Raw genomic sequence first — 19,252 nt, 5'->3', positions numbered from 1 at the left:
TCGCCACGGCGTTGACGCCTCACTCCCCCGCATGAACAAGACCGAGACTTTCGCTACGGTTATCGGGCCGAGAGTTCAGAACGCGTAATTTCGAGCGCGGAAACACCGCGTTCTGAAGACTCTCCTCAATTCCGCGCGTTTCGGCAACGATATAGAGAGGACGGTTCTTCACCTCCGCGAAAATGCGGCCGATGTACTCGCCGACAACTCCCAAGAAGACGAGCTGCACACCTCCGATAAATAATTGCGACACAAAGAGCAGAGTGAATCCCTCGACCCAAACGTTGGTGAGCAGCCGCAAGACCAGCGCGTAGAAGATCCCGACCATTGAGAGCGCTGCCGCGCAGAGCCCGATCCAAATCGAGACCCGAAGCGGGACGACCGAGAAAGACAGGATACCATCGCCCGCAAGCCGCACCATCCGGCGGAGCGGATACTTCGTCTCGCCCGCGAACCGCGGGTCACGGTGGTAGTCGAGCGCGGTCTGGCGGAAACCCACCCAGCTCGCCATGCCCCGGAGGAAGCGGTTGCGCTCTGGCATAGCGCGCAGGGCCAGGACAGCTCGGCGGTCCAGGAGCCTGAAATCCCCGACATCTTGCGGGATGAAGACATCAGACAACTTGTTTAGGACGCTATAGAACCAGTGGGCCGTCGCCAACTTGAACCAGGTTTCGCCGCTACGCTTGATGCGTCGGCCATAGACGACCTGGGAGCCGGCGCGCCAGAGGTCCACCATCGCGGCGATGAGGTGCGGCGGATCCTGGAGGTCGGCGTCGATGATGACGACGGCGTTGCCTTCAGCGTTGTCGAGCCCGGCCGACACGGCGATCTGATGACCGAAATTTCTCGACAGGTTGATGACCTTCGCCCGCGTGTCCTCCTCGTGCAGGCTGCAGAGGATGCCATAGGTAGCATCGCTGCTGCCATCGTTGACGTAGAGAATCTCAAAGTCCGACGTTATTTTCGAAATTTCATCGAAGAGGCGCCGGTTCGTCGTGCGGATTACCTGCTCCTCGTTGAAGCATGGCACTATGATACTGAGCTCGATCCGGTCCATCGCCCTGTCACCTTTCCTCGACAGATCAACACCTGCTCGATTGTCGATGCACCTCAATCAGCGCCGAGCCGGCAGAAGCACGCGCGATCGACGATGAGTCCGTGGACTGTCCACGTGCGTTCGAGCCTTCATCAGGACGCGAGCTGTCTCACGCCGGCCCGATCTACGCGCGCTCTCAGAGCGGAGGACGTTGCAAGGCAGGCGAGAAAGACCAGGATGCCGTTCCACCCGCTCATCAGGATCTCAGGGCCCTTCAGCACGGGCCATGTCACCGAGGCAAGGATGTAAGGCAGTTTCGGAAGGGCGAACACCCAGAAGACGGTGCACCACATCGCTGCAGCGACGATCCAGCGTCCCCGGCTCGTCTCGGGATCCGGGCCGGCCCGCTGCGCGCAGAGAACTGCCCCATAAAGAGCGGGCCAAATCAAGATGAGGTGGTCGCCTTCGAGAAGCGGCCCGCAGCTTAGCGCGATGCCGATTGTCAGGCCGACCTCGGCGAGAGCCAGTCCTGCCTCTGGTATCCTATGCTGAGCATTCTCGAGCCCAGGGCGGAATGCTATAGCAACCAGGAAGACAAGGACGGCGAGAGCCGCGGCCAGAACGCTCACGACTTGAGCGGCGACCGGTGCGTCAATCCATGGAACGCTGAATGGATTCTCGACGAAGAGCCGTTTGGCCAGGGCCGGTAGCGACTGATGATCCGGCCGCGCAGCCATCGGGAGCATCGTGAGGAAGGTCGAGGCCGCCAGCCAACCCCGAACTCCCTCAATGGCGTTGTTGATCAAGAGAAAAGGACCGATGAACAGTACGGCCGCGACACTTACGGTCAAGGCGGCTGCTCGCCAGCCCTTCCGGCAGAGCAAGTAGAAGATCAGCACGCCCATGAACGGCTTGCAAACGAAGACGAGAGCCCAAGCGACCGCTCCACGGGTGATGGCTCCGTTCAGAAAGTATCGCAAGCCAAGCAGGACAGCGAACAAGATCAAAATATTGATCTGTCCATGAAATAGATCCGAGCGGATCACCCGGCTGCACAAGATGAGGCCGGTCACGAACAGCAGCCACCCGTCCGGCATGATCCGGCCGAAGCTTCGAAAGAGCGTGACGCAGCCGAGAACCAGACCGATGCTTAGGCACGGCCACAGGATCCAAAGCTTCCCATAGCCTAGAATTTGGCTGATTATGCCGACAAGGAGCGCGAAAAAGGGGGGATAGGGGTAGGGGTCGGCGCTCTCGACGATCACGTACGGGTTCTGGCCATGAACGAGCAATCTCGCGGCATCGAGGTAGACTTGCATGTCCGTTCCGGACGGCCAGTTCGTTTGCCGCGCGATCATGAGCATGACGCTGATGATGCCGATTGCCATCAGAGCCAGACCGGCGAATCCGGCGAGAGTTTCGCTCCTATTACCTCCAGTGGCCAAGGCGCGCCCGGCGAGGTCATTCGGGGTTCTGAGCATCGCTGAATCCAGCCTCTCTCGCGAATTCATGGCCTTCGATGTTCACTCGGCGTGGGAGCGGCCCTGGATTGTGTCGCGTCTCGGATACAATCCGACCGATCGCGACGAGGTCAGGGAAGCCTTCAACGGACCGCTCCTCCCGGATCTCCGCAAGCCGACATCCTGTTGGGATACTTCAACACAAGAGCCTTTCCGGGATCGCAGTGCCGTGGAAACTGCTGTCGGCGGACTTATGTCTGTAGAACCGATCCGTTGCGGCAGCCTCTCTCGCGCCTCGAAGATCAGAGACGATCCTGTCACTCTCACACGAACGGAAGACACACTTTAGTGGTATCTGACTTCACCGAATCGATGCGCTCCCGCATTCGATCGCAACGCCTGTCCGAGCCGCCGGTACATTCGACTACAATGCAGATTTGCGCGCCCTCCGGCGATCGTGGGAACTCAGCGCGGGTTCCAGAACCCGATGATGGCGTGGCTCATCAGATCGACCGCGGCGAAGGACTGCTATGACGTCGTACGGAGCGTATCAGCGCTCAAGAATTGCAAACCCGTCCAGCAGGCCGTCGAAGGCATCCATCGCGCGGCGAAGCCGGGCATTCTTCACTCACGCCCAGAAGCGCTCGGCTAAGGCGGATGCGAGGTTTCGGATCGGCGTTCGGGGCGTTGTTCTACTCAGTGGACTTCGCAGCTCATCGCGCCGCTGAGCCGCGTTGACGACTCTGCCAACCGGATCGAGCCAGCCTTCATTCTCTTCGAAGCCGCCCGCGGTAAGTTCGCCTTCGGATGCGCTACCAGGGTTTTCGCCGGCGGTGGCGACCTCAGTTCGGCCGGAACGAGAACGATGAGATGGACGAGGCCTGCGGCTCCCGATGGCGAGCTTCGGGCGGATGACTCGCGTGGGCGCGAGATCGGCTTCCACGGCGACGAGTTTCCCATCGTCGCTCGCCGCTGGCAAAGTTCTTGAACGGCCCGCTAGAGAGTGAAGCAGCAGGCCGCAGCGAGGGGCGATGGCTCATCGACGGCAACGAGTGCGTGTTCGCGTCACGCTGGCCGGTTTCCGCTCCGCGACTAGGTAGTCTGAGCCGTCAAGCAAAGACTTTTGTTGATGGCGTCGGCCACCTTGCGGCCTTCCCGGATGGCGTAATTCGTCCCGCGATCTTCTGGATAGACGTGAGCCATGGTGGATATATACAGATTCGAGAGCGGTGTTGTCACATCCGGAATGATCGAGGAGTAGTGGCGCTCCATGATCGGCTGCGCATGGGCGGCACGCCAGACATGACTGTCTGTGATCCAAGCGGGATCGAAACGAGGGAACATTCGCTGTAGATGTGGCAGAGCGTAGGCAAGGAGTTCGTCCGCCGACATCGCGTAGAGGGGATCACTCTCGGGCAAGTACTTCGACAGATAGACTATATGTCGGCCGCCATAAGACTCTGGCGGCTCGAAATTAGTGTGCTCAATGACTCCGACGAACGGAAACGTCGGGTCTGCAACGTTCAGCCAATACGTTTCGGACAAGCTGCGGTCGAGCTCTAGGACAAGACAAACATTGGCGAGGTAGCGCACTCGCCGGAGCCGCGCCACGTAGTCCGCCGAGACGTGTCCTTCGAGAAGGTTGGCGATGAGCGGCAATGCCGGCGTCATGAGGACGGAGTCGACCGGAATCACAGATTCGCAGGTCCGGACGCCGGTAATGCGGCCGTCCTCGGACGCAAAGCCTGTCACCGGCGTCGAAACCCGGACCGTTCCGCCGAGCCGACGTACCTCATCCCCGAGCGCGTCGGCCAAGGCCGCGAAACCGCCCTTGTAGTAGGCCAAGATCTCACGCCCGTCCGAGCTGCGGGAACTCCCGCGGAGCGCGATCTTCTTCCAGAACCAGACCGCCGAAACCTCGTCCGCGAAGGGGCCGAACTTGCCGACCAGCAGCGGCTCCCAGACGACTTTGTAGACCCGCTCACCGCAGATGCGGATGAGCCATTCCTTGGCAGTCAAAGATTCGAGCTTCATCCAGTCCTTCACACGGCGGGCACGCAGCACCACGGTGCCGAGCCGGATGCGATCAAGGAAGCTCAGAGCGTCGAAGCGGAGAAGGTCGAGCGGTGTCGACAGCTTGAAGAAGCTCTTCGCGTAATACATTCCCGTTCGGGTCGGGCGCTCGATTACCTCCCCCTCCCGCCCGATCTCCTTCACGAGGTCGACAACGTGGCGGTCGTTCGTGAACCAGTGGTGGTAGAAACGTTCTAGAACTTGCCCTGTTCCAATATCGAAGCCTCCGGCTAGACCGCCAAGACCCGCATCTGCTTCGAACAATGTAACTCGACACCCGGCCTTGAGGAGTCGGATGGCGGCCGCGAGGCCCGTGAAGCCTCCGCCGATGACGGCGACGTGCGGAGAGGTTTCAGGCATCGTCAAATCTCGCAGGAAGCAACGTATCGGTCTTCATGGGGCGGAGGCCGATGGACCAGTCGCGCGGGCGACGGGCGCCTCTCGCCAGAACAGCGAGCGCGCCGGCGAGCGTGGTGGGCGCCCAGAGTGCGAAGTGGACGACAATCGCGAACGCGGCCGCCGCCGCCGGCATCGCCCCGAAAGTGAGGGCGGCTTGCATGGCAAAGAAGTGGAAGGTCCCGACGTAACCGGGCGAACTCGGCAAGAGGGTCGAGAGCGTCGCGACCGCGAGCGAGAAAAATGCACCTGGGACGTCGAGCGGTACGGCCGCGGCTCGGGCCGCGACCACGAACACGCCTCCTTCGCATAGCCAAGCTGCCGCCGACAGGAGGCAGAGAGACAGGATGCGGCTCGGTCGTCCTATCGCGCGCAGCGTGTCGGACAGGCTCGTGACGGTCGCCAGCACCTTCGGAGCGAGCGGAATTGCCTGGGTCAGAGGGTGGGCTTCAAGCCGCCGAACGACGAGGCGCTCGAGCACGGCAACGAGGATCAAGGCGATGATCGCTAAGCCGCCGCAGGCAGCGGCCCAGCGGGCGAGCGACGCGATGCGTTCGGCACTTTCCGACGTCGGCACAAACGGCAAAACGAGGACAAAGATCGCGAGCAGCGCGAATAGATCGAGGAGGCGCTCGACGAGGAGCGTGCCGGCAACCCTGCTCGCCTCGAGGCCGACTTGGCCTCTGAAAGCGAACAAGCGCATGATGTCGCCCATGCGAAACGGAAGCACGTTATTCGCTGCGATACTGATCAGGTACGGTGCGGCGGCTTGGCGCCAGAGCAGAGTCGAGCGGGTGGGAAGTAGCATTATCCACCAGCGCGTGATGCGTGCAGCGTATCCGAGCGCGAGACAAGCGAGCGCTACTGGCGCGTACCGAAGGTCGACGGCCGCTAGTGCGTCCCGAATTTGTGGCCAAGATAAATTGCGGATGGCCAGATATACGAACACGAGCGAGATGCCGACACCGAGCAAAGGCCGTATCAGGCGCGCTACGCCTGCCTGTGCAGGCGTCGAATGGCCCAGGTCACCACGCATTGGACTGGAAGCCTTCCGAGTTTTGACGAAGCAATGGGCGACGCCCTTAGCCTCACGCTGCTCGCGATTGCGTCGCCCCCTCCTTGTTCACGAGCGGCGTGTTCACGTCAACGGCCACGGAATACGGATCTAGAGCCATCCAATGGCCAGTAATCCGCCTCCCTATAAGGTGATCTTTGCAAGTCCACCTTTAGGATGATGGACAAGACAGCCTCTCGAGCGTTGCGACTCATGTACGCTCGGGCGCTCAGCCGAGGGTCGGGCGATGAGGGCGCACCGAAAGTGCTCGAGCCGTACGGTCGGTCGATGGCGCTGGCGGTCAGCCGTGCCACGTACGGGCATGCGCTCAACTGTATGTGCAAATGCTGCGCGCCACGCTGCCGTCGATATCCTTATCCCGGAGCAGGTCGCAGTTACCGGCTGCCGAGCGTCGGGGGAGTTTGAAACATCGAGATCCGCGCGACGGGGCCGGACTTTGTCCGCGCGACTGACGCGCCGTTTGCGATGGAAACCGTACATCGCGGTTAGGGTGCGAGGGGACCGACGATGAGCAATCCGCGGGCTTTGCCGGACGCGCTGTCAATCGTCGTCGCGGCCTGCCAGAGCCGCTCCGTTCCGACGAGGAAAGGCGTGTAGTCTCCGTTCACGTCCCCGACGAAAACCAAGTCGCGGTCCGGCAAGTATCCAAGAACTGGCGAGAAGTGTCCGGCGCCTCGGCCGAACAATGGCCCGCGATGAAAGTTCACGATCAGCCGCCTGTTCGGATCGTTGCTGCGTTTCATCGCCTCGCGAAACGCGGCCAACGACAGATCGCGCACGATATGCACTGGGCGATCGAGCCGCCTCCGTATCAGGTCCGCCAACTCTTCCAGCGTCAGACCGTTCACAAGGAGGCCGAACCAGGGCTGGAATCTCGTGCCGCGGATTACATCGGCTTGCGCGAAATCGACACCGAGCGAGCGTAGCAGGTTCGCCACGCTGGCGGGACCGCAGAAACTCGGGTTGCTCTGGTACTCGTAAGGACGTTGCCGGTACTTCTCGGCCACCGGCAAAGCCCAGGCTCGTGCGAGCAGCGCAGGATCGTGAAACGAGGGCTGCGTCTCGATCGAAGCAACGGCCTTATAGGCATTCGGCCTGAGGAGAAGCGGACCGAGGGTCACCGCGCCGAAGATGCCGAAGAGAAGCACGGCCGCCCCGGACACGGCGAGCAGACGGTGGGTCCATTTCCAGCCTCGTCGAGCCTTTCCGCCAGCCATGCACGAAGTACTCCGCTCACGTCAGGACGGCCGCAGGGGCGACCAAGCGCGGGCGCGCACCGCGGGTTCGCGGCCGCATACCGGTGCGAGCGTCGGCGTTCGAATACGCGTCGCGCTCGGGGGCGTTCTATTGGCATCCGGTTAGGTCCGGGCTCGCCGTCGGCGACCGGCCTCAGAACGCGACGGATACGGTCAGGTCCTTCCACGCCCGGTCCGGCGCGGCCACGGCTGCTCTTCGAGCAAGATCATAGGCGTCCACGCCGCTCAGGAGTTCGACCGGTGCATCGTCACGGCCGGAAAGATCCACGATCGCCGTGGCAACCTTCTTTGGATCGGTGGGCTCCGTGCCGGACCCCTTCCGCAACAACTGGACGAAGGGCCCGACTTCCTGCCGATAGGGCTCGCTGGTTGCGGGGAGCGCCATCGAGGAGCCGGCCCAATCGGTTCGCACGCCACCCGGTTGTGGAGTCGTGACCTTGATCTGGGGCTTTTCGCCGGTGCCTGATGCGCGCCGCGGCGCGGCTTGAAAATAGGTACACGGCTCGGCCGGGTTGAGAATGACCCGATTGGCTGAACAGGGCCGGCGTGTTCCATCGCGATCGCGTTGCCGCGCAGGAGCCGAGCGAGGACAAGCATGCTCTCGGCCACGGCAAGTTGAGCGCCGATGCAGACACGCGACCCGGCACCGAATGGCAGGAACGTAAACCGGTCAGGCCTCGCGGCGTCGAGCAAGCGCGATGGATCGAAACGCGATGGAGAGGCCCAGAACGCGGCATTCCTATGCAGCATGCAGAATGGAAGGAGGATGCGGCTGCCACCTCGAACCGGTAGCGCGCGTAGGTCGTACGGATCCATGACTGCACGGGCGGACATGCAGGCCGGGGGATATAGTGGCTAGGTTTCCACAGCCACGGCCCGTGTCAGCGGCAAGCGCGCGAGCGCCTCTCCGACCGAACTCGGCGACACGTCGCATGAGCGAGCCTCCTCGCGCACGGCGTCCTGCCATTCAGGCGCGTTAGCGAGGAGAAGGCACGCCCAGAACAGTGTTAGTCCCGTGGTCTCGTGACCGGCGAAGAGCATCGTCGACACCTCATCGGCCAACAAGCCCTCGTCCTCGTCCCCAAAGGCATCCGCCAGCATATCGAACATGTCGCGCGGTGTATCCCGCGACGCCGCGGAGCGCCGCTCCGCGGCGGAGAAGGCGTTGCCACGGAGCCGCATGGGGACGCCGAGCCCGGTGACGCGGTCGGGTGCGAGCGGAGGCTCGAAGCGGTGGCCGGTGCTATACATGGTACCATTCGTTTGAACTCATCAGAGTCTCGACCATCCCGGTTCGCCACCGCGTATAACGCAAGGATCATCCGATGCGCCGCCTCTCACCGGGCGCAGGCGGCATGGCCGCGTGCACACACGATGGAGATGCACCAGCTATTCAGCGCTCCCCGTGCGTCAAATCCTGGAGACCAAAATCCAGTTGATTCTTCTGCTGCACTTATTTGCTTCCAGCGCAAAGCTTAAACGATACGCCCCCTCGATCGCCGGCGGACGCGTCCACGATCTTGAAGCTTCCGCGCGATTGCACGATCACCGTCTCGGACGTGGTCGTGGGCACGACCGGGCTTCCGTCCCCGGCGGCGGCGCAGGAGGTCGCTATTTTGTACGTCTTGCCACGAGCGTCTATGATCTTGCTGACGCATTTACTGTCGTGCGGGCCGCCGAGCCCCTGCCCGTCGTATGTCCTCAAAGCAGCCAACGGCGCGCCCCCGCAGGCCAGATCCGCCTGGACGTAATTGCCATGGGATAGCGGCAGCGGCTCCGCCATGAGAGACCCGGCGCAGACAACGGACGCCGAAAACACGCCAGCGGCGCAGATCTGAGAAGCAACGGATTTCATGGGCCAACACCATGCGACGGTGGATCATCCCGGCGGGTTTCGGCTTGGCTGGTTCCCAGTATCAAGGTTGCACGCCAAGCGCCCCGACCTCCCGATAAACCTGGTAGCTCAATGGGATTTCGACCGCGTTTCAAGAGATCGTCGACTCGGTTACGCTTGAAATACATCGCATGTTGGGTGACCTCACCGGCCGGCTTTGGACCGTGCTGATTGAGACGATCAGCCCGGACCGAAGGCGCGGACCACGCGGCGAGGTCAGTCGACGAGCGTGGAGCCGGTTGTGCTGAAGCTGCGCCAGATCGCGGTGAAGACGGTCCAGGACGAGAGCGAGGAACTCTGGTTCATCAGCGCCAAGGGCAGGCGTGCCGTCGCCCCGGGGGCCCGGTCGTCAACGACCGTCATCCCATGGCAGCATCACCGGCGTAGGCCGGACCTCGACCATGACGGAACCCGACAACACGAGGCGCCCGGCGCCGCGACACGACGGCGGCACAATCGCGCTCCCTTGGCCGACCGCCGCGCTCGCGCCCGGCCTGTGGCTGGTCGGGACCTTCCTCGAAGACCTCGCCCCCAAGGGCACGCGGCGCTCCGGCATGCGGCCTGGACACTTCGACCTGGGCTTCGTCCTCGCCGGCATGACCGTCGCCTGCCTCGTCGGGCGACGGCCCGGGGGCCGTGACCTGCCGGTGGTGGATCCGGGGCCGCTCTACCGCTTGGCGAAGGCCACACGCGCCGCGCTCTACGTCCTGTCGCCGATCATGGTCGGCCTCGGCATCGCCAACGCCTTCGTGCGCGGCGTCTCCCTCGGCCCGATCAGCCTGCCGCAGGTCCGCGACCCCGGGTGGCGGCGGTCGCCGACGCACTCACACAGGCTCACCGCCAACGTGCTGCTGGCCCTGGCCCTGTTCCAGGCGGTCGCCGCCCTCGTACACCACTACCTCCGGCACGACGCCGTCCTGCGTCGCATGCTGCCCCGGGGATCCTGATGACCATGCGACCCGTCCACCAAGAGAGGCACCTCATCGACCGCATCGGCTGGCTGCGCGCCGCGGTGCTCGGCGCCAACGACGGCCTCGTCTCCACGGCCAGCCTGATCGTGGGCGTCGCTGCGTCCGCGGCCAGTACCGGCGAGATCCTGGTTGCGGGGAGCGCAGGCCTCGTGGCGGGCGCGATGTCGATGGCGGCGGGCGAGTACGTCTCGGTGAGTTCCCAGGCCGACACCGAGCAGGCCGACCTGGCCCGGGAACGGCGCGAACTCGCCGGCGATCCCGCCGCCGAGCGGGAGGAACTGGCGCGGATCTATGTCGACCGCGGCCTCGACCACGCGCTCGCCCTGCAGGTCGCCGAGCAACTGATGGCCAAGGACGCGCTCGGCGCCCATGCCCGGGACGAGCTCGGCATCTCGGAGGTCACGACGGCCCGGCCGGTCCAGGCGGCGCTGACCTCGGCGGCGACCTTCTCGGTCGGCGCGGCGCTGCCCCTGGCGACGGCGGCGCTCTCGCCCGGCAACCTCGCGGTCTACACCGTGTCGGGGACCGCCCTGATATTCCTGGCGGTGCTCGGGGCGCTCGGCGCGAAGGCGGGCGACGCCCCGATCGCGCGGGCCACGGCGCGGGTGACCTTCTGGGGCGTGCTGGCCATGGCCGTCACGGCGGGCATCGGGAGCCTGGTCGGCAAGGCCGTCTGATCACCGTCTCGGGTCGTGGCAGTGCATCTTCGGGGGCGCAGTCCCGCAATCGAGGGAACAGGTCTGGTCGGGCCGGCAGAACCACTGCAGGGGGCCGGTCTTCAGGCAGGAGCCGGAGCAGTGCCGGTGCGCCGCGTCCGTCGGCTCGACGAAGGATGCGGGCGCGTCCGGTGACGCGGCCGGTTGCTGGGCCGAGGCCGCAGGCACGACCGCGAGTTGAACCAGCAAGGCGCAACGCAAACGTCTCGCCATCGTCGACTCCTCGAAAAGCGGCAGGCACGCGCCGCATGGTCGCGCCGACACTGCAATGCCGTCGTCGCGCTGGATGCAGCAACTGAGGATGCGGTGAAAATCGACTAAATTTCTTTTCATGCAGTATCGGCGCGGGTCATCGCGAGCGGCAGCAGGCACTTCGATGCTCATGTCGGAGAAGTGATCGCCTGGCCCTGAGCAAGCCGGAACGGCTTTCCGGCGGATGGTGTTCCCGGCGGCGCTTCCGTCCGCGCGTCTTCGGGGCGGGTCGCGCCGTTCTAAGGAAGGATTCCGTCGATGGACAAGACAGTCGCTGGCCTGATCGGAGCCGTCACCCTGCTCGCGGCCGCCGACCCGGCGCAGGCCGCGATGCCCGCCCAGACCGGGCTGGCCGCGGCCATGCAGGCCGAGAGCTACGCCGACCTGCTCAAGCCCATCCCTGACGCCGTGGCACTCCTCAAGGAGTCCGACGAGGTCGCGGCGAAGGCCGGGCTGCTACCGGCCGCTTCCGACGGCGAGGCGACGGTCCAGCAGGCGCAATACTACTATCATCACCACCATCACCATCATCACGGCTTCTACCCGCCGTTCTATCATCATCACCATCACCACCACCGGTACTACCGGCGGTACCACCACCATCATCACCACCATCACCATCACGGCTACTACGTGCCCTACGGGTACTGAGCCCGCTGCGGCGGGGTGGGATCTCCGTCCCGCCCCGCCTCACCGTTCACTCTTGGCGGCGCCCAGGATGCGCCGATAGGTGCCGTCGAACACGGTGTGGGTCGCCGAGGTCCACTGGGAGTCGGCGGCCAGCGTCGCGCGGCTGGCGTAGATGCGCCGCGATTGGAGCTCGCGCTCGGCGGCCTCCGCCTCGGACATGGGCACGAGCTCGAAATCGGCCTCGGCCGGGACGACGGACACCTGCATGAAGGGCTCGTCCTTCCGGAAGATGTGCGTGCGGCCCTCGTCCGGGGCCTTGAACACCATGAAGTACATCATCGGCCACCAGTGCCGGATGAGGGCCGGCACCGCGACCGGCACGGTCCCGGTCCGGTCGGTGTAGAAGCGCGGATGAGTCTCGGTCTTGATCGCCCAGCCCTCCTCGACCTTCAGGTCGATGAGAATCTGATAGGTGTAGTAAGCGTCGCCGAAGCTCCGGAACGGCGGCCTTTGCGGCCCTGGCCCGCCGGGCTCTGCGAGTCCTCCCCCGAAGACCAGCTTTCCGTCCCGAGTGCTCACGTGCAACTCGGCGTCGTACGGGTAGAACAGCTCGATCCCGCCCTTGGCCGCCTCCGAGAACGGGATGCAGTGCCAGGCATATTCCTGCGAGCCGTCCGCGCGGGGCTCGGGATCGCCCGCCCAACCGGGGATTTCCAAGCGCGTCCGCCGGGGCCGCAGCCCCGGCTCCATCAGCCTGACCTTCACCTGTCGCATTCTCGACCGTCCCTTCAATTTCGCCCCAGAAGTATAGAGGGCCGGAGGAACGGTTCGGCGCGAAGCACCACCATGTGATCGCACTCGTGGCTTCGCCGACGCGCTGCGCCGCCAGGACGCCGAAGATTTTCAAGCCTGGGCGCGCTTCCACCCAGAGGGTGCACCGGGAGCGGCCCCCTTGTCCCTGCCTGCCGACGCAATCACCGGGACTTGTCGGCGATGCCCTTCAGGCCCGTCTCACAGACTCCGGCAATTGCCTCCTTCCTTGTCGTCAGGGGCTCCCCAGCGACAATGCGCGCTCCTGCTTGCCGCCCTTCTGGGACAGCGCGCACGTCTCGATGACGGGATGCCGATCGCCGATACCGCAGAACCCGCCGATGGTGTTCCAGACCTCGTCCGGCGATGCCGCGATGGTCGCCGTCTTCGTGACCTCAAGGGCGAGAGCCGGGGTGGCGAACATGGCGACCAGAGCCACGACGGGCACGACATTCTTCAGCATTCAACGCTGTCGCGGACCTGTCTTACTTCGCCCCTTGCCAGAGTCGCCGAAAAGCTAGGGCAGGATGCCGGACCGGACATCGCCAGCCACGCATCGTTGAGCCGGGTCTGGGCGGCCGGAACCATCAGGACGAGCCCGATCGGGGTCAGCAGGATGGCCGCGACGGTGCGGAGAACGTCGACGTCGAACACCTGCAGCTCCTTGAACCGGACGCGACGGCTGGCCGTGGGTTGGTCCATCTCCTCGGCGATGGGGCGAGTCGGACGGTCGGCTCAATCGGATGCCTGGGTGACGGCACGGTCGGCGTTCACGCGCTCGGCCCAATCCTTGGCTTCCTGCTGCCCCTTGAGGTCGATCAGTCGGGCGCCGCTGACGTCGACGTTCTTGAAATCGGCACCGTTCACTGTGGCGCCGGTCAAATTGGCTCCGGACAGGTCCGAGCCCATCAGCACCACATCGGTGAGGTCGGCATCCGTGAGGTTGGCGTATTCGAGCCGCGACCGCCCGAGATCGGCGCCCTTCAGGTTCGCACCCGAGAGGTTCACCGACACGAACACGGCGCGCATGAGGCCCATCGACTGGTTCCTGATGTCGGCCCCGCCCTTGAGGTCGACCAACGTTGCGCCGGCCATGTTGGCGCCCTTGAAGTCGCCGATGGGCATCGACCGGCTAAGGTCGGCCCCGCTGAGGTCGGCGTTCCGGGCGGTGATGCCGAACATCTTCGCGCCCGCGAGCTTGGCGCCGGACAGGTCGGCTTTGATGAACCACGCCTGTTCGAGGTTCGCGCCGCTGAGGTCGGAGCCGCGCAGGTTCGCCTTGTTCAGGCGCGCCGTCCGGAGGTTGGCGCCCCGCAGGTTCAGTCCGGAAAGATCGAGTCCGGACAGGGACTTGTCGTGCAGGTCGACCGGCTTGCCGTCCGCGCCCTTGATCAGCGCCTCGACGTCGGCGCGGCTCATCTCGGCCCTGGTCATGGCGGGCGAGGACATGTCGGCCCCGAGCAGCAGGTCCTGTTCGGCCGCGGCGGGGCCGGCGGCGAGGGCGGCGAGCATGAAGCTCAGGGCTAAACGGCGCATCGGCTCACTCCCGGTGGGCGCCGCGCATGGCGGGTGCCCTCATCGTGTTCGTTGTGGCGCGATGCTATGCCGGGCCGCTGCACCCGGTCGGTGACCCAGGTCACACAAGTCCGGCGCGGCGGGAGAAAAACGCAACGCGAGCCGGACGATCAACCCGTCGTCATGGCCGGGGGACGACGCCAGCCATGACGGATGCCCAGAAGGTCGAACGTTGGATCGACCGTTTCCCGCTCCTTCAGGCACTCAGCCCAGCGCACCTCCAGATCGCCCGGGGAACCGTGCATTTCCCGGTGCTGGACGCGGGCGCCATCGCCTACGAGCTCGATGGCGAGTGCGCCAACTACCTGATGTGCCTGGAGGGACGCACGCGCATCTTCCGCATGTCGGAGGGCGGGCGCGAGGTGCTGATCTACAAGGTCGGCCCGGGCGGCACCTGCGCCCTGACCACGCAGTGCCTCCTGTCCGGCGGCACCTTCCCGGCGCAGAGCGTCGCCGAGGAGCGCACCGTACTCGCGGCCCTGCCGGTGAGCACGTTCCAGCACCTGATGGGCGATAGCGCCGCCTTCCGCAGCCTCGTCATGGACGACTACACGCGGCTGATGTCCGGCTTGTTCACCCTGATCGACGAGGTCGCGTTCGCACCGCTCAAGCAGCGCCTCGCCCATCGTCTCCTGGCCGAGGCGGACCCAAGGGGCGTGGCCGCGGTGACCCACCAGAAGCTTGCGGACGACATCGGCAGCGTGCGCGAGGTGGTGAGCCGCATCCTGGCGCAGTGGGCAGAGGCGGGCCTGATCGAGGTCCGGCGTGGCGCGGTCGAGATCGTTGACCGCCCCGGCCTGGAGGCCGCGGGTCGGCGCTGACCTGAGGCGTGCCGGCATCTGCACGGAGACCGATGCGGATCGGGCTTCTCGTCCCTGCGGCCGTCGGCTCGGCGTCGGGCGTTGTCTCGGTCACGGATGGTAGCCTCCGACGGGCAGCGTGAACGAGCCCGGCGCCGGGCGCGGCCGGTCGCCTTGCCGGCCGCGATCAGGCAGGATCGACGGTGCCGCCGGCCTTCGTCAGCGCCGGGAAGCCGACCGCGACATGGGCGACCGGTCCGAGGCCCGTTCGGTCCTTCGCGCTGGTCGTGGACATGAGCGTCCCCATCATTCGCCCCACGCCGCGCCGTCGAGGGCGTCCAGCGGGATCTTCAGGTAGCGGCGGCCGTTCGCTTCGGGCTCGGGCAAGCGGCCGCCGCGGATGTTCACCTGCAGGGAGTGCAGGATGAGCTTGGGCATCGGCAGTTCGCGGTCGCGGGCCTCGCGCATCCGCACGAACGCCGCCTCGGTCGGAGTTTCGAGCACGTGCGGGTTCTCGGCCCGCTGGCGGGCGACGGTGCTCTCCCAGGCCGCCGCCCGGCCGCCCGGGCGGTAATCGTGCCCGGTGAACAGCCGCGTGTCGTCCGGCAGGGCCAGGATGCGCCGAATGCTGCACCAGAGCGCGCTCGCGTTGCCGCCCGGAAAGTCGGCCCGCGCCGAGCCGCTGTCGGGCATGAACAGGGTGTCGTGGATGAAGGCGGCGTCGCCGATCCGGTAGGTGATGGAGGCCATGGTGTGGCCGGGCGTGAACATCACCCCGACGTCGAGATTGCCGATCCGGAAGCGCTCGCCGTCGGCAAAGAGCCGGGACCACTGCGACCCGTCCGTCCGGAACGTGTCGGGCAGGCAGTAGAGCCCTTTCCAGAGCCGCTGCACGTCGACGATCTTCTCGCCGATGGCGGTCGGGACGCCTGTCCGGTCGTGAAGGTAGCCGGCCGCCGAGAAGTGGTCGGCGTGCGGGTGGGTATCGAGGATCCACTCCAGCGCGTAGCCTTCGCGCTCGATATGGGCGAGCAGGGCGTCGGCGGAGCGGGTCGCGGTCGCTCCGGACTTCGGGTCGAAGTCGAGGACCGGGTCGATGATCGCGCAGCGCCTCGTCTCAGGGTCCGCGACGACGTACTGGATGCTGCCGGTCGGCGCGTCGTAGAAACCGGTCACGACGGGATGCCCGCGCAGGGCTCCGACGGTCTGGTCCGACATGGATCTCCTCCTGTCCGGGTTCGGGCGTTCGTGCCGAGGAGCGGCAAAGCCCCGCGGGCGACGACGTAGAGGCCGACCAGGATGACGAGGCCGGCGAAGGTGACGGTCAGGGCGCGTTCGCGCCCGGCGAGGCGCTGGCCGAGCTTCGAGTCGACGAGGCCACCGAGCGCGCCGCCCAGGATGAACAGGCCGGCCGGCGGTCAGTGGAGCCGATGGCCACGCGCAGCGGCATGGATCTCGCCAGCATCAGGCCTCCGGCCCCGAGGATGACGACACCGACAGGGCGAGCAGGCTCCGTCCGTCGACGGCCCTGGCGGCCGCCGAGCCGACGAGCGCGCCGAGAACACCGGCACGCGAGAACGCCGCCGCGCGGCGCCACTTCACGTTCCCGGCCCGCCATTGCGGGACGAGGTTCCCCGCCGCGCTGATCGAGACCGCCCGGTCCCTCGTCCCGTTGGCGACGTGGGGCGAGGATACGCCGACCACGCAGGTCAGGAGCGGCACCGCGAGGATCGAGCCGCCTCCGCCGACGAGGCCGAGGATCACGCCCACGACCCTGCCCGAGCCGGCGGCGAGACCGGATGTGGCGGGTCCGGGCATCACGCGTCGGCTCCCAGCACGGCCGTCGGCTTCAGGCGCGCCGGCGGCACCAGGCGGAGAAGCAGCATCCCCAGGACCATCGCCGTCACGAAGGTCGCGGCTTCGGCCGGGGCCACCGTCAGGAGGGTGAGGGCGGGCCCGGGGCAGAGGCCGGCCAGGCCCCAGCCGAGGCCGAAGATCGCGGCCCCGGCGATCAGGCGCGCGTCGAGGTCGCGCCGGACCGGGACATCGAGCCTCAGCGCGAGAATCGGCCGGCCGCGCCGCCGCGCCAGGCGGTAGCCGGCGGCCGAGACCGTGACGGCGCCCGCCATGACGAGTGCGAGGCTCGGGTCCCAGCGGCCCGTGACGTCGAGGAAGGCGAGGACCTTGGCCGGGTTGGCCATGCCCGAGACGAGGAGGCCGAGGCCGAACAGGAGGCCGGCGGCGAGGGCGGAGGCGGTCTTGGCCACGGCTCAGGCTCCGACGAGATGGTGCACGACGAGGACGGTCAGGATGGCGACGGCCATGAAGGTGCCGGTCGCGGCCAGCGAGCGGGGCGAGCCGCGGCCGATGCCGCAGACGCCGTGGCCGCTGGTGCAGCCGGCGCCGAGGCGCGCCCCGAACCCGACCAGCAGGCCCGCGAGGATCAGGAGCGGGAACGACGCCCCGACGGTCACCGGCGGCACGCTGCCACCCAGGCCGGTGTAGGCGGGGGGCGCCAGGACGAGGCCTGCCACGAAGGCGGCTCGCCAGCCGGTCTCGCGAGACAGCGGGGCCAAGAGGCCGCCGAGGATGCCGCTGATGCCGGCGATGCGCCCGTTGAGCAGCAGCAGCAGCGACGCGGACGCGCCGATCATCACTCCGCCCAGAAGGGCGCCGACTGGGGTGAAGCCATCCATCGCGATCTGCTCCCAGTTTCGATCCGGGTGGTACCCGGCTCGGCCGCGGGAACAGACGTCCCGCACCGAAAACATTAGATAGCACTTAATTAGCACCCTCTAATGTTGTGGCAAGCGGGAAAGCGGTCCGGCGGATGGGTGGCCGACGGTCACGTGCAGCGACGCACCGGCGGGGCTTCGCAGTCGATCACCGAGGTGGTGTCACGCCTCCGGCAGGCCTCAAGGATGGATGTAGACGAACCCCAGTCCCTGCAGGCGAGCCAGCTCGGCGACGCCGCTCGGCACGACGTCGTCCTCGCTGACGCCATGGAGCGCGGCGCGGTCGATCTTCCGTTCGCGCAGGGTGTTGGCGCAGACCAGGAACCGGACGCCCATCGCCTTCAGCGCGTCGATGCGGCCGGCAAGCTCCTCGTCGCTCGCGGCCGACTGGAAGAGCGCCACCCCGTCGCCGAGGCTCACCACGCGGATCTCGACATGCGCCTTGCCCACGGCCTCGACGTGATTGCGCAGGTTGCCGAGCAGGCGCTTGAAGTAGGCCGGTCCGTCCGGGCCGCCTCCGCCGTTGTGGTAGACCACCCTCTGGTCGGCATAGTAACCGGCCGGCACTTCCGAGCCGGCCCGGACCGTCCCGATGCTCAGGGTCGCGAGGACGACGGCGAGCATCAGGCTCCTAAACACCGTCTTCATCCGCCACTCCGTCGTCCGTAAGGGGTGCGGGCGTCACCGAGGCGCCGCCGGATAGGTCGTCGAGGCGCGCATGGTCCGGACCGTGTTCCCTGACCGGCCCGGTCCCAGCATCGCCGCCGGGCTACCGGTCGTTCCCCGCACCGCAGGCCGAGCGGCATGGGCGGTTCCCCGTGTCCCGAGCACCACGACCTTGGTGGCCGTCGGCACGCACCGATGCAGGTCGATGACGTCCTGGTTCATCATGCGGATACATCCGGAAGAAGCCGCCTCACCGACGCTCGATGGATATACCCTGCGGGCCGATCCCGAGCGTCTGCGTCGAGCGGGCTCGGCCTCACCATCGCCGAGCTGGCGTCCTGCCGGAGTGGGCTGAGCCGCCGACCGGACCGGCCGGGACTTGAGGCGGAGATCTTCCGTGGTTGACGCGGTCAGCCGAGTTCGGGGCAGAAGATGTCCTTCAGGGTCGCGAGCACGCGGGCGGCGCGGGGATCCTCCAACCTGTAGTGGAGTGTCTGACTCTCGCGGCGATACGCGACCAGCCCGTCTTCCCGCAGCTTGGCGAGGTGCTGCGAAAGGGCTGACTGGCTGAGTTCAACGGCCTCGGCGAGGCTCGTCACATCAATCTCGCCGCGGGCGACCAGCAGGCAGAGGATGAGCAGGCGCTTCTCGTTGGCGAGGAGGCGGAGCAGGCGCGCCGCATCTCCGGCCTTGTCCTGGAGCCGCATCAGTTCGTTCGGCGTGACGGCGTCCATCGGCCCCGGTCCGGAATCCCGCTTCTTTAGCTGACCCTAATATAGTGTACGCGTTCCCTCTCGCCATAGTGGCACACGCCGCCGCAATCGCCCGTCCGGGCAGGCTCGACGACTTGGACGACGATGGTTTGACCCCTCTCCGAGACGAACCGGCCGCTGCCTTCGTCCAGCCA

At 66.2% G+C, this 19,252-nt stretch carries 21 protein-coding genes and 3 pseudogenes; 4 read left to right on the top strand and 20 right to left on the bottom strand.

Going from position 1 to position 19,252, the window contains the following annotated elements; all coding sequences use genetic code 11:
* Nucleotides 1–19: 19 nt before the first annotated feature.
* The 8 genes and pseudogenes from MOTC310_RS08765 to MOTC310_RS08730 all read right to left on the bottom strand — a co-directional run bounded on the left by MOTC310_RS08765 (nucleotide 20) and on the right by MOTC310_RS08730 (nucleotide 9,553).
* Complete coding sequence (locus MOTC310_RS08765) at nucleotides 20–1,057, bottom strand: glycosyltransferase family 2 protein (protein WP_331301546.1); 1,038 nt, start codon at nucleotides 1,055–1,057, stop codon at nucleotides 20–22.
* A 131-nt stretch (nucleotides 1,058–1,188) separates the two neighbouring features.
* Nucleotides 1,189–2,517, bottom strand: a complete 1,329-nt coding sequence (locus MOTC310_RS08760) for a glycosyltransferase family 87 protein (RefSeq protein ID WP_331301545.1) — start codon at nucleotides 2,515–2,517, stop codon at nucleotides 1,189–1,191.
* A gap of 1,071 nt (nucleotides 2,518–3,588) precedes the next feature.
* The gene (locus MOTC310_RS08755) at nucleotides 3,589–4,929 is read right to left on the bottom strand and encodes an NAD(P)/FAD-dependent oxidoreductase (RefSeq protein WP_331301544.1); all 1,341 of its coding nucleotides are present in this window, start codon (nucleotides 4,927–4,929) and stop codon (nucleotides 3,589–3,591) included.
* Nucleotides 4,922–6,001: a lysylphosphatidylglycerol synthase transmembrane domain-containing protein gene (locus tag MOTC310_RS08750; RefSeq protein ID WP_331301543.1), complete on the bottom strand. Its 1,080-nt coding sequence runs from the start codon at nucleotides 5,999–6,001 to the stop codon at nucleotides 4,922–4,924. Before MOTC310_RS08750 ends, MOTC310_RS08755 begins: the two co-directional genes overlap by 8 nt.
* Before the next feature lie 524 nt (nucleotides 6,002–6,525).
* Entirely contained in the window at nucleotides 6,526–7,257 is a 732-nt protein-coding gene (locus tag MOTC310_RS08745; RefSeq protein ID WP_331301542.1) for a phytochelatin synthase family protein, read from the bottom strand.
* Between the two features lie 172 nt (nucleotides 7,258–7,429).
* Nucleotides 7,430–7,681 (bottom strand): Rossmann-fold NAD(P)-binding domain-containing protein, encoded by a 252-nt coding sequence (locus tag MOTC310_RS08740; protein WP_331301592.1) that lies wholly within the window; start codon nucleotides 7,679–7,681, stop codon nucleotides 7,430–7,432.
* Nucleotides 7,682–7,857: 176 nt separating this feature from the next.
* Nucleotides 7,858–8,478 (bottom strand): annotated as a pseudogene (locus MOTC310_RS08735) (cytochrome P450); the annotation flags it as partial.
* 928 nt (nucleotides 8,479–9,406) lie between these two features.
* The gene (locus tag MOTC310_RS08730; protein WP_331301541.1) at nucleotides 9,407–9,553 is read right to left on the bottom strand and encodes a hypothetical protein; all 147 of its coding nucleotides are present in this window, start codon (nucleotides 9,551–9,553) and stop codon (nucleotides 9,407–9,409) included.
* A 38-nt stretch (nucleotides 9,554–9,591) separates the two neighbouring features.
* On the opposite strand from MOTC310_RS08730, the gene MOTC310_RS08725 reads away from it, so the two are divergent.
* Together MOTC310_RS08725 and MOTC310_RS08720 are read left to right on the top strand one after the other, a co-directional pair.
* Entirely contained in the window at nucleotides 9,592–10,137 is a 546-nt protein-coding gene (locus tag MOTC310_RS08725) for a cytochrome b (RefSeq protein ID WP_331301540.1), read from the top strand.
* A 5-nt stretch (nucleotides 10,138–10,142) separates the two neighbouring features.
* Nucleotides 10,143–10,838, top strand: coding sequence for a VIT1/CCC1 transporter family protein (locus MOTC310_RS08720; RefSeq protein WP_331301590.1), 696 nt, complete (start codon nucleotides 10,143–10,145; stop codon nucleotides 10,836–10,838).
* On the opposite strand, the gene MOTC310_RS08715 is transcribed toward MOTC310_RS08720, so the two are convergent.
* Complete coding sequence (locus MOTC310_RS08715; protein WP_331292904.1) at nucleotides 10,839–11,090, bottom strand: hypothetical protein; 252 nt, start codon at nucleotides 11,088–11,090, stop codon at nucleotides 10,839–10,841. It lies immediately after the preceding gene.
* Between the two features lie 297 nt (nucleotides 11,091–11,387).
* Here MOTC310_RS08715 and MOTC310_RS08710 point away from each other — a divergent pair, with 297 nt between their 5' ends.
* A complete protein-coding gene (locus tag MOTC310_RS08710) occupies nucleotides 11,388–11,780 on the top strand; it encodes a hypothetical protein (RefSeq protein WP_331301539.1) in 393 nt (130 codons plus the stop codon).
* 39 nt (nucleotides 11,781–11,819) lie between these two features.
* Here the strand turns inward: MOTC310_RS08710 and MOTC310_RS08705 are convergent, their stop codons facing one another.
* From MOTC310_RS08705 to MOTC310_RS08690, 4 genes are all read right to left on the bottom strand, one after another.
* On the bottom strand, nucleotides 11,820–12,533 hold the full coding sequence (locus MOTC310_RS08705) for a hypothetical protein (protein WP_331301538.1): 714 nt from the start codon (nucleotides 12,531–12,533) through the stop codon (nucleotides 11,820–11,822).
* 271 nt (nucleotides 12,534–12,804) lie between these two features.
* Nucleotides 12,805–13,032 carry an SRPBCC family protein gene (locus MOTC310_RS08700; RefSeq protein WP_331301537.1) on the bottom strand — a complete coding sequence of 76 codons (228 nt, stop codon included), beginning with the start codon at nucleotides 13,030–13,032 and terminating at the stop codon, nucleotides 12,805–12,807.
* Complete coding sequence (locus tag MOTC310_RS08695) at nucleotides 13,026–13,223, bottom strand: hypothetical protein (protein ID WP_331301536.1); 198 nt, start codon at nucleotides 13,221–13,223, stop codon at nucleotides 13,026–13,028. The genes MOTC310_RS08700 and MOTC310_RS08695 overlap by 7 nt, the downstream gene beginning before the upstream one ends.
* An 81-nt stretch (nucleotides 13,224–13,304) precedes the next feature.
* Nucleotides 13,305–14,105 carry a pentapeptide repeat-containing protein gene (locus MOTC310_RS08690; RefSeq protein ID WP_331301535.1) on the bottom strand — a complete coding sequence of 267 codons (801 nt, stop codon included), beginning with the start codon at nucleotides 14,103–14,105 and terminating at the stop codon, nucleotides 13,305–13,307.
* Between the two features lie 185 nt (nucleotides 14,106–14,290).
* On the opposite strand from MOTC310_RS08690, the gene MOTC310_RS08685 reads away from it, so the two are divergent.
* Entirely contained in the window at nucleotides 14,291–14,965 is a 675-nt protein-coding gene (locus tag MOTC310_RS08685) for a Crp/Fnr family transcriptional regulator (RefSeq protein ID WP_331301534.1), read from the top strand.
* 285 nt (nucleotides 14,966–15,250) lie between these two features.
* On the opposite strand, the gene MOTC310_RS08680 is transcribed toward MOTC310_RS08685, so the two are convergent.
* From MOTC310_RS08680 to MOTC310_RS08650, 7 genes and pseudogenes are all read right to left on the bottom strand, one after another.
* Nucleotides 15,251–16,162, bottom strand: a complete 912-nt coding sequence (locus MOTC310_RS08680; RefSeq protein ID WP_331301533.1) for an MBL fold metallo-hydrolase — start codon at nucleotides 16,160–16,162, stop codon at nucleotides 15,251–15,253.
* A gap of 29 nt (nucleotides 16,163–16,191) precedes the next feature.
* Nucleotides 16,192–16,762 (bottom strand): annotated as a pseudogene (locus MOTC310_RS08675) (TSUP family transporter); the annotation flags it as partial.
* Nucleotides 16,762–17,211, bottom strand: coding sequence for a DUF6691 family protein (locus tag MOTC310_RS08670; protein WP_331301532.1), 450 nt, complete (start codon nucleotides 17,209–17,211; stop codon nucleotides 16,762–16,764). The gene MOTC310_RS08670 and the pseudogene MOTC310_RS08675, both read right to left, overlap by 1 nt.
* Nucleotides 17,212–17,214: 3 nt before the next feature.
* The gene (locus tag MOTC310_RS08665; RefSeq protein ID WP_331292820.1) at nucleotides 17,215–17,640 is read right to left on the bottom strand and encodes a YeeE/YedE family protein; all 426 of its coding nucleotides are present in this window, start codon (nucleotides 17,638–17,640) and stop codon (nucleotides 17,215–17,217) included.
* 219 nt (nucleotides 17,641–17,859) lie between these two features.
* Nucleotides 17,860–18,327: a DsrE family protein gene (locus tag MOTC310_RS08660; protein ID WP_331301531.1), complete on the bottom strand. Its 468-nt coding sequence runs from the start codon at nucleotides 18,325–18,327 to the stop codon at nucleotides 17,860–17,862.
* Nucleotides 18,311–18,612: pseudogene (locus tag MOTC310_RS08655) on the bottom strand (L,D-transpeptidase family protein); the annotation flags it as partial. The pseudogene MOTC310_RS08655 and the gene MOTC310_RS08660, both read right to left, overlap by 17 nt.
* A 143-nt stretch (nucleotides 18,613–18,755) precedes the next feature.
* The gene (locus tag MOTC310_RS08650) at nucleotides 18,756–19,079 is read right to left on the bottom strand and encodes an ArsR/SmtB family transcription factor (RefSeq protein WP_331301530.1); all 324 of its coding nucleotides are present in this window, start codon (nucleotides 19,077–19,079) and stop codon (nucleotides 18,756–18,758) included.
* Nucleotides 19,080–19,252 lie beyond the last annotated feature (173 nt).

The sequence above is a fragment of the Methylobacterium oryzae genome (assembly GCF_036441375.1).
Lineage (GTDB): Bacteria > Pseudomonadota > Alphaproteobacteria > Rhizobiales > Beijerinckiaceae > Methylobacterium > Methylobacterium oryzae_A.
The sequence above is the reverse complement of the archived record's forward strand: the minus strand, read 5'-3'. Positions and strand labels throughout refer to the sequence as shown.

What these genes read in the sequence shown, in the direction of transcription:
- MOTC310_RS08765 (WP_331301546.1), bottom strand. Translation starts at nt 1,057, where the DNA reads ATGGACCGGATCGAGCTCAGTATCATAGTGCCATGCTTCAACGAGGAG.
- MOTC310_RS08760 (WP_331301545.1), bottom strand. Translation starts at nt 2,517, where the DNA reads ATGCTCAGAACCCCGAATGACCTCGCCGGGCGCGCCTTGGCCACTGGA.
- MOTC310_RS08755 (WP_331301544.1), bottom strand. Translation starts at nt 4,929, where the DNA reads ATGCCTGAAACCTCTCCGCACGTCGCCGTCATCGGCGGAGGCTTCACG.
- MOTC310_RS08750 (WP_331301543.1), bottom strand. Translation starts at nt 6,001, where the DNA reads ATGCGTGGTGACCTGGGCCATTCGACGCCTGCACAGGCAGGCGTAGCG.
- MOTC310_RS08745 (WP_331301542.1), bottom strand. Translation starts at nt 7,257, where the DNA reads ATGGCTGGCGGAAAGGCTCGACGAGGCTGGAAATGGACCCACCGTCTG.
- MOTC310_RS08740 (WP_331301592.1), bottom strand. Translation starts at nt 7,681, where the DNA reads ATGGCGCTCCCCGCAACCAGCGAGCCCTATCGGCAGGAAGTCGGGCCC.
- MOTC310_RS08730 (WP_331301541.1), bottom strand. Translation starts at nt 9,553, where the DNA reads ATGACGGTCGTTGACGACCGGGCCCCCGGGGCGACGGCACGCCTGCCC.
- MOTC310_RS08725 (WP_331301540.1), top strand. Translation starts at nt 9,592, where the DNA reads ATGACGGAACCCGACAACACGAGGCGCCCGGCGCCGCGACACGACGGC.
- MOTC310_RS08720 (WP_331301590.1), top strand. Translation starts at nt 10,143, where the DNA reads ATGCGACCCGTCCACCAAGAGAGGCACCTCATCGACCGCATCGGCTGG.
- MOTC310_RS08715 (WP_331292904.1), bottom strand. Translation starts at nt 11,090, where the DNA reads ATGGCGAGACGTTTGCGTTGCGCCTTGCTGGTTCAACTCGCGGTCGTG.
- MOTC310_RS08710 (WP_331301539.1), top strand. Translation starts at nt 11,388, where the DNA reads ATGGACAAGACAGTCGCTGGCCTGATCGGAGCCGTCACCCTGCTCGCG.
- MOTC310_RS08705 (WP_331301538.1), bottom strand. Translation starts at nt 12,533, where the DNA reads ATGCGACAGGTGAAGGTCAGGCTGATGGAGCCGGGGCTGCGGCCCCGG.
- MOTC310_RS08700 (WP_331301537.1), bottom strand. Translation starts at nt 13,032, where the DNA reads ATGCTGAAGAATGTCGTGCCCGTCGTGGCTCTGGTCGCCATGTTCGCC.
- MOTC310_RS08690 (WP_331301535.1), bottom strand. Translation starts at nt 14,105, where the DNA reads ATGCGCCGTTTAGCCCTGAGCTTCATGCTCGCCGCCCTCGCCGCCGGC.
- MOTC310_RS08685 (WP_331301534.1), top strand. Translation starts at nt 14,291, where the DNA reads ATGACGGATGCCCAGAAGGTCGAACGTTGGATCGACCGTTTCCCGCTC.
- MOTC310_RS08680 (WP_331301533.1), bottom strand. Translation starts at nt 16,162, where the DNA reads ATGTCGGACCAGACCGTCGGAGCCCTGCGCGGGCATCCCGTCGTGACC.
- MOTC310_RS08665 (WP_331292820.1), bottom strand. Translation starts at nt 17,640, where the DNA reads ATGGATGGCTTCACCCCAGTCGGCGCCCTTCTGGGCGGAGTGATGATC.
- MOTC310_RS08660 (WP_331301531.1), bottom strand. Translation starts at nt 18,327, where the DNA reads ATGAAGACGGTGTTTAGGAGCCTGATGCTCGCCGTCGTCCTCGCGACC.
- MOTC310_RS08650 (WP_331301530.1), bottom strand. Translation starts at nt 19,079, where the DNA reads ATGGACGCCGTCACGCCGAACGAACTGATGCGGCTCCAGGACAAGGCC.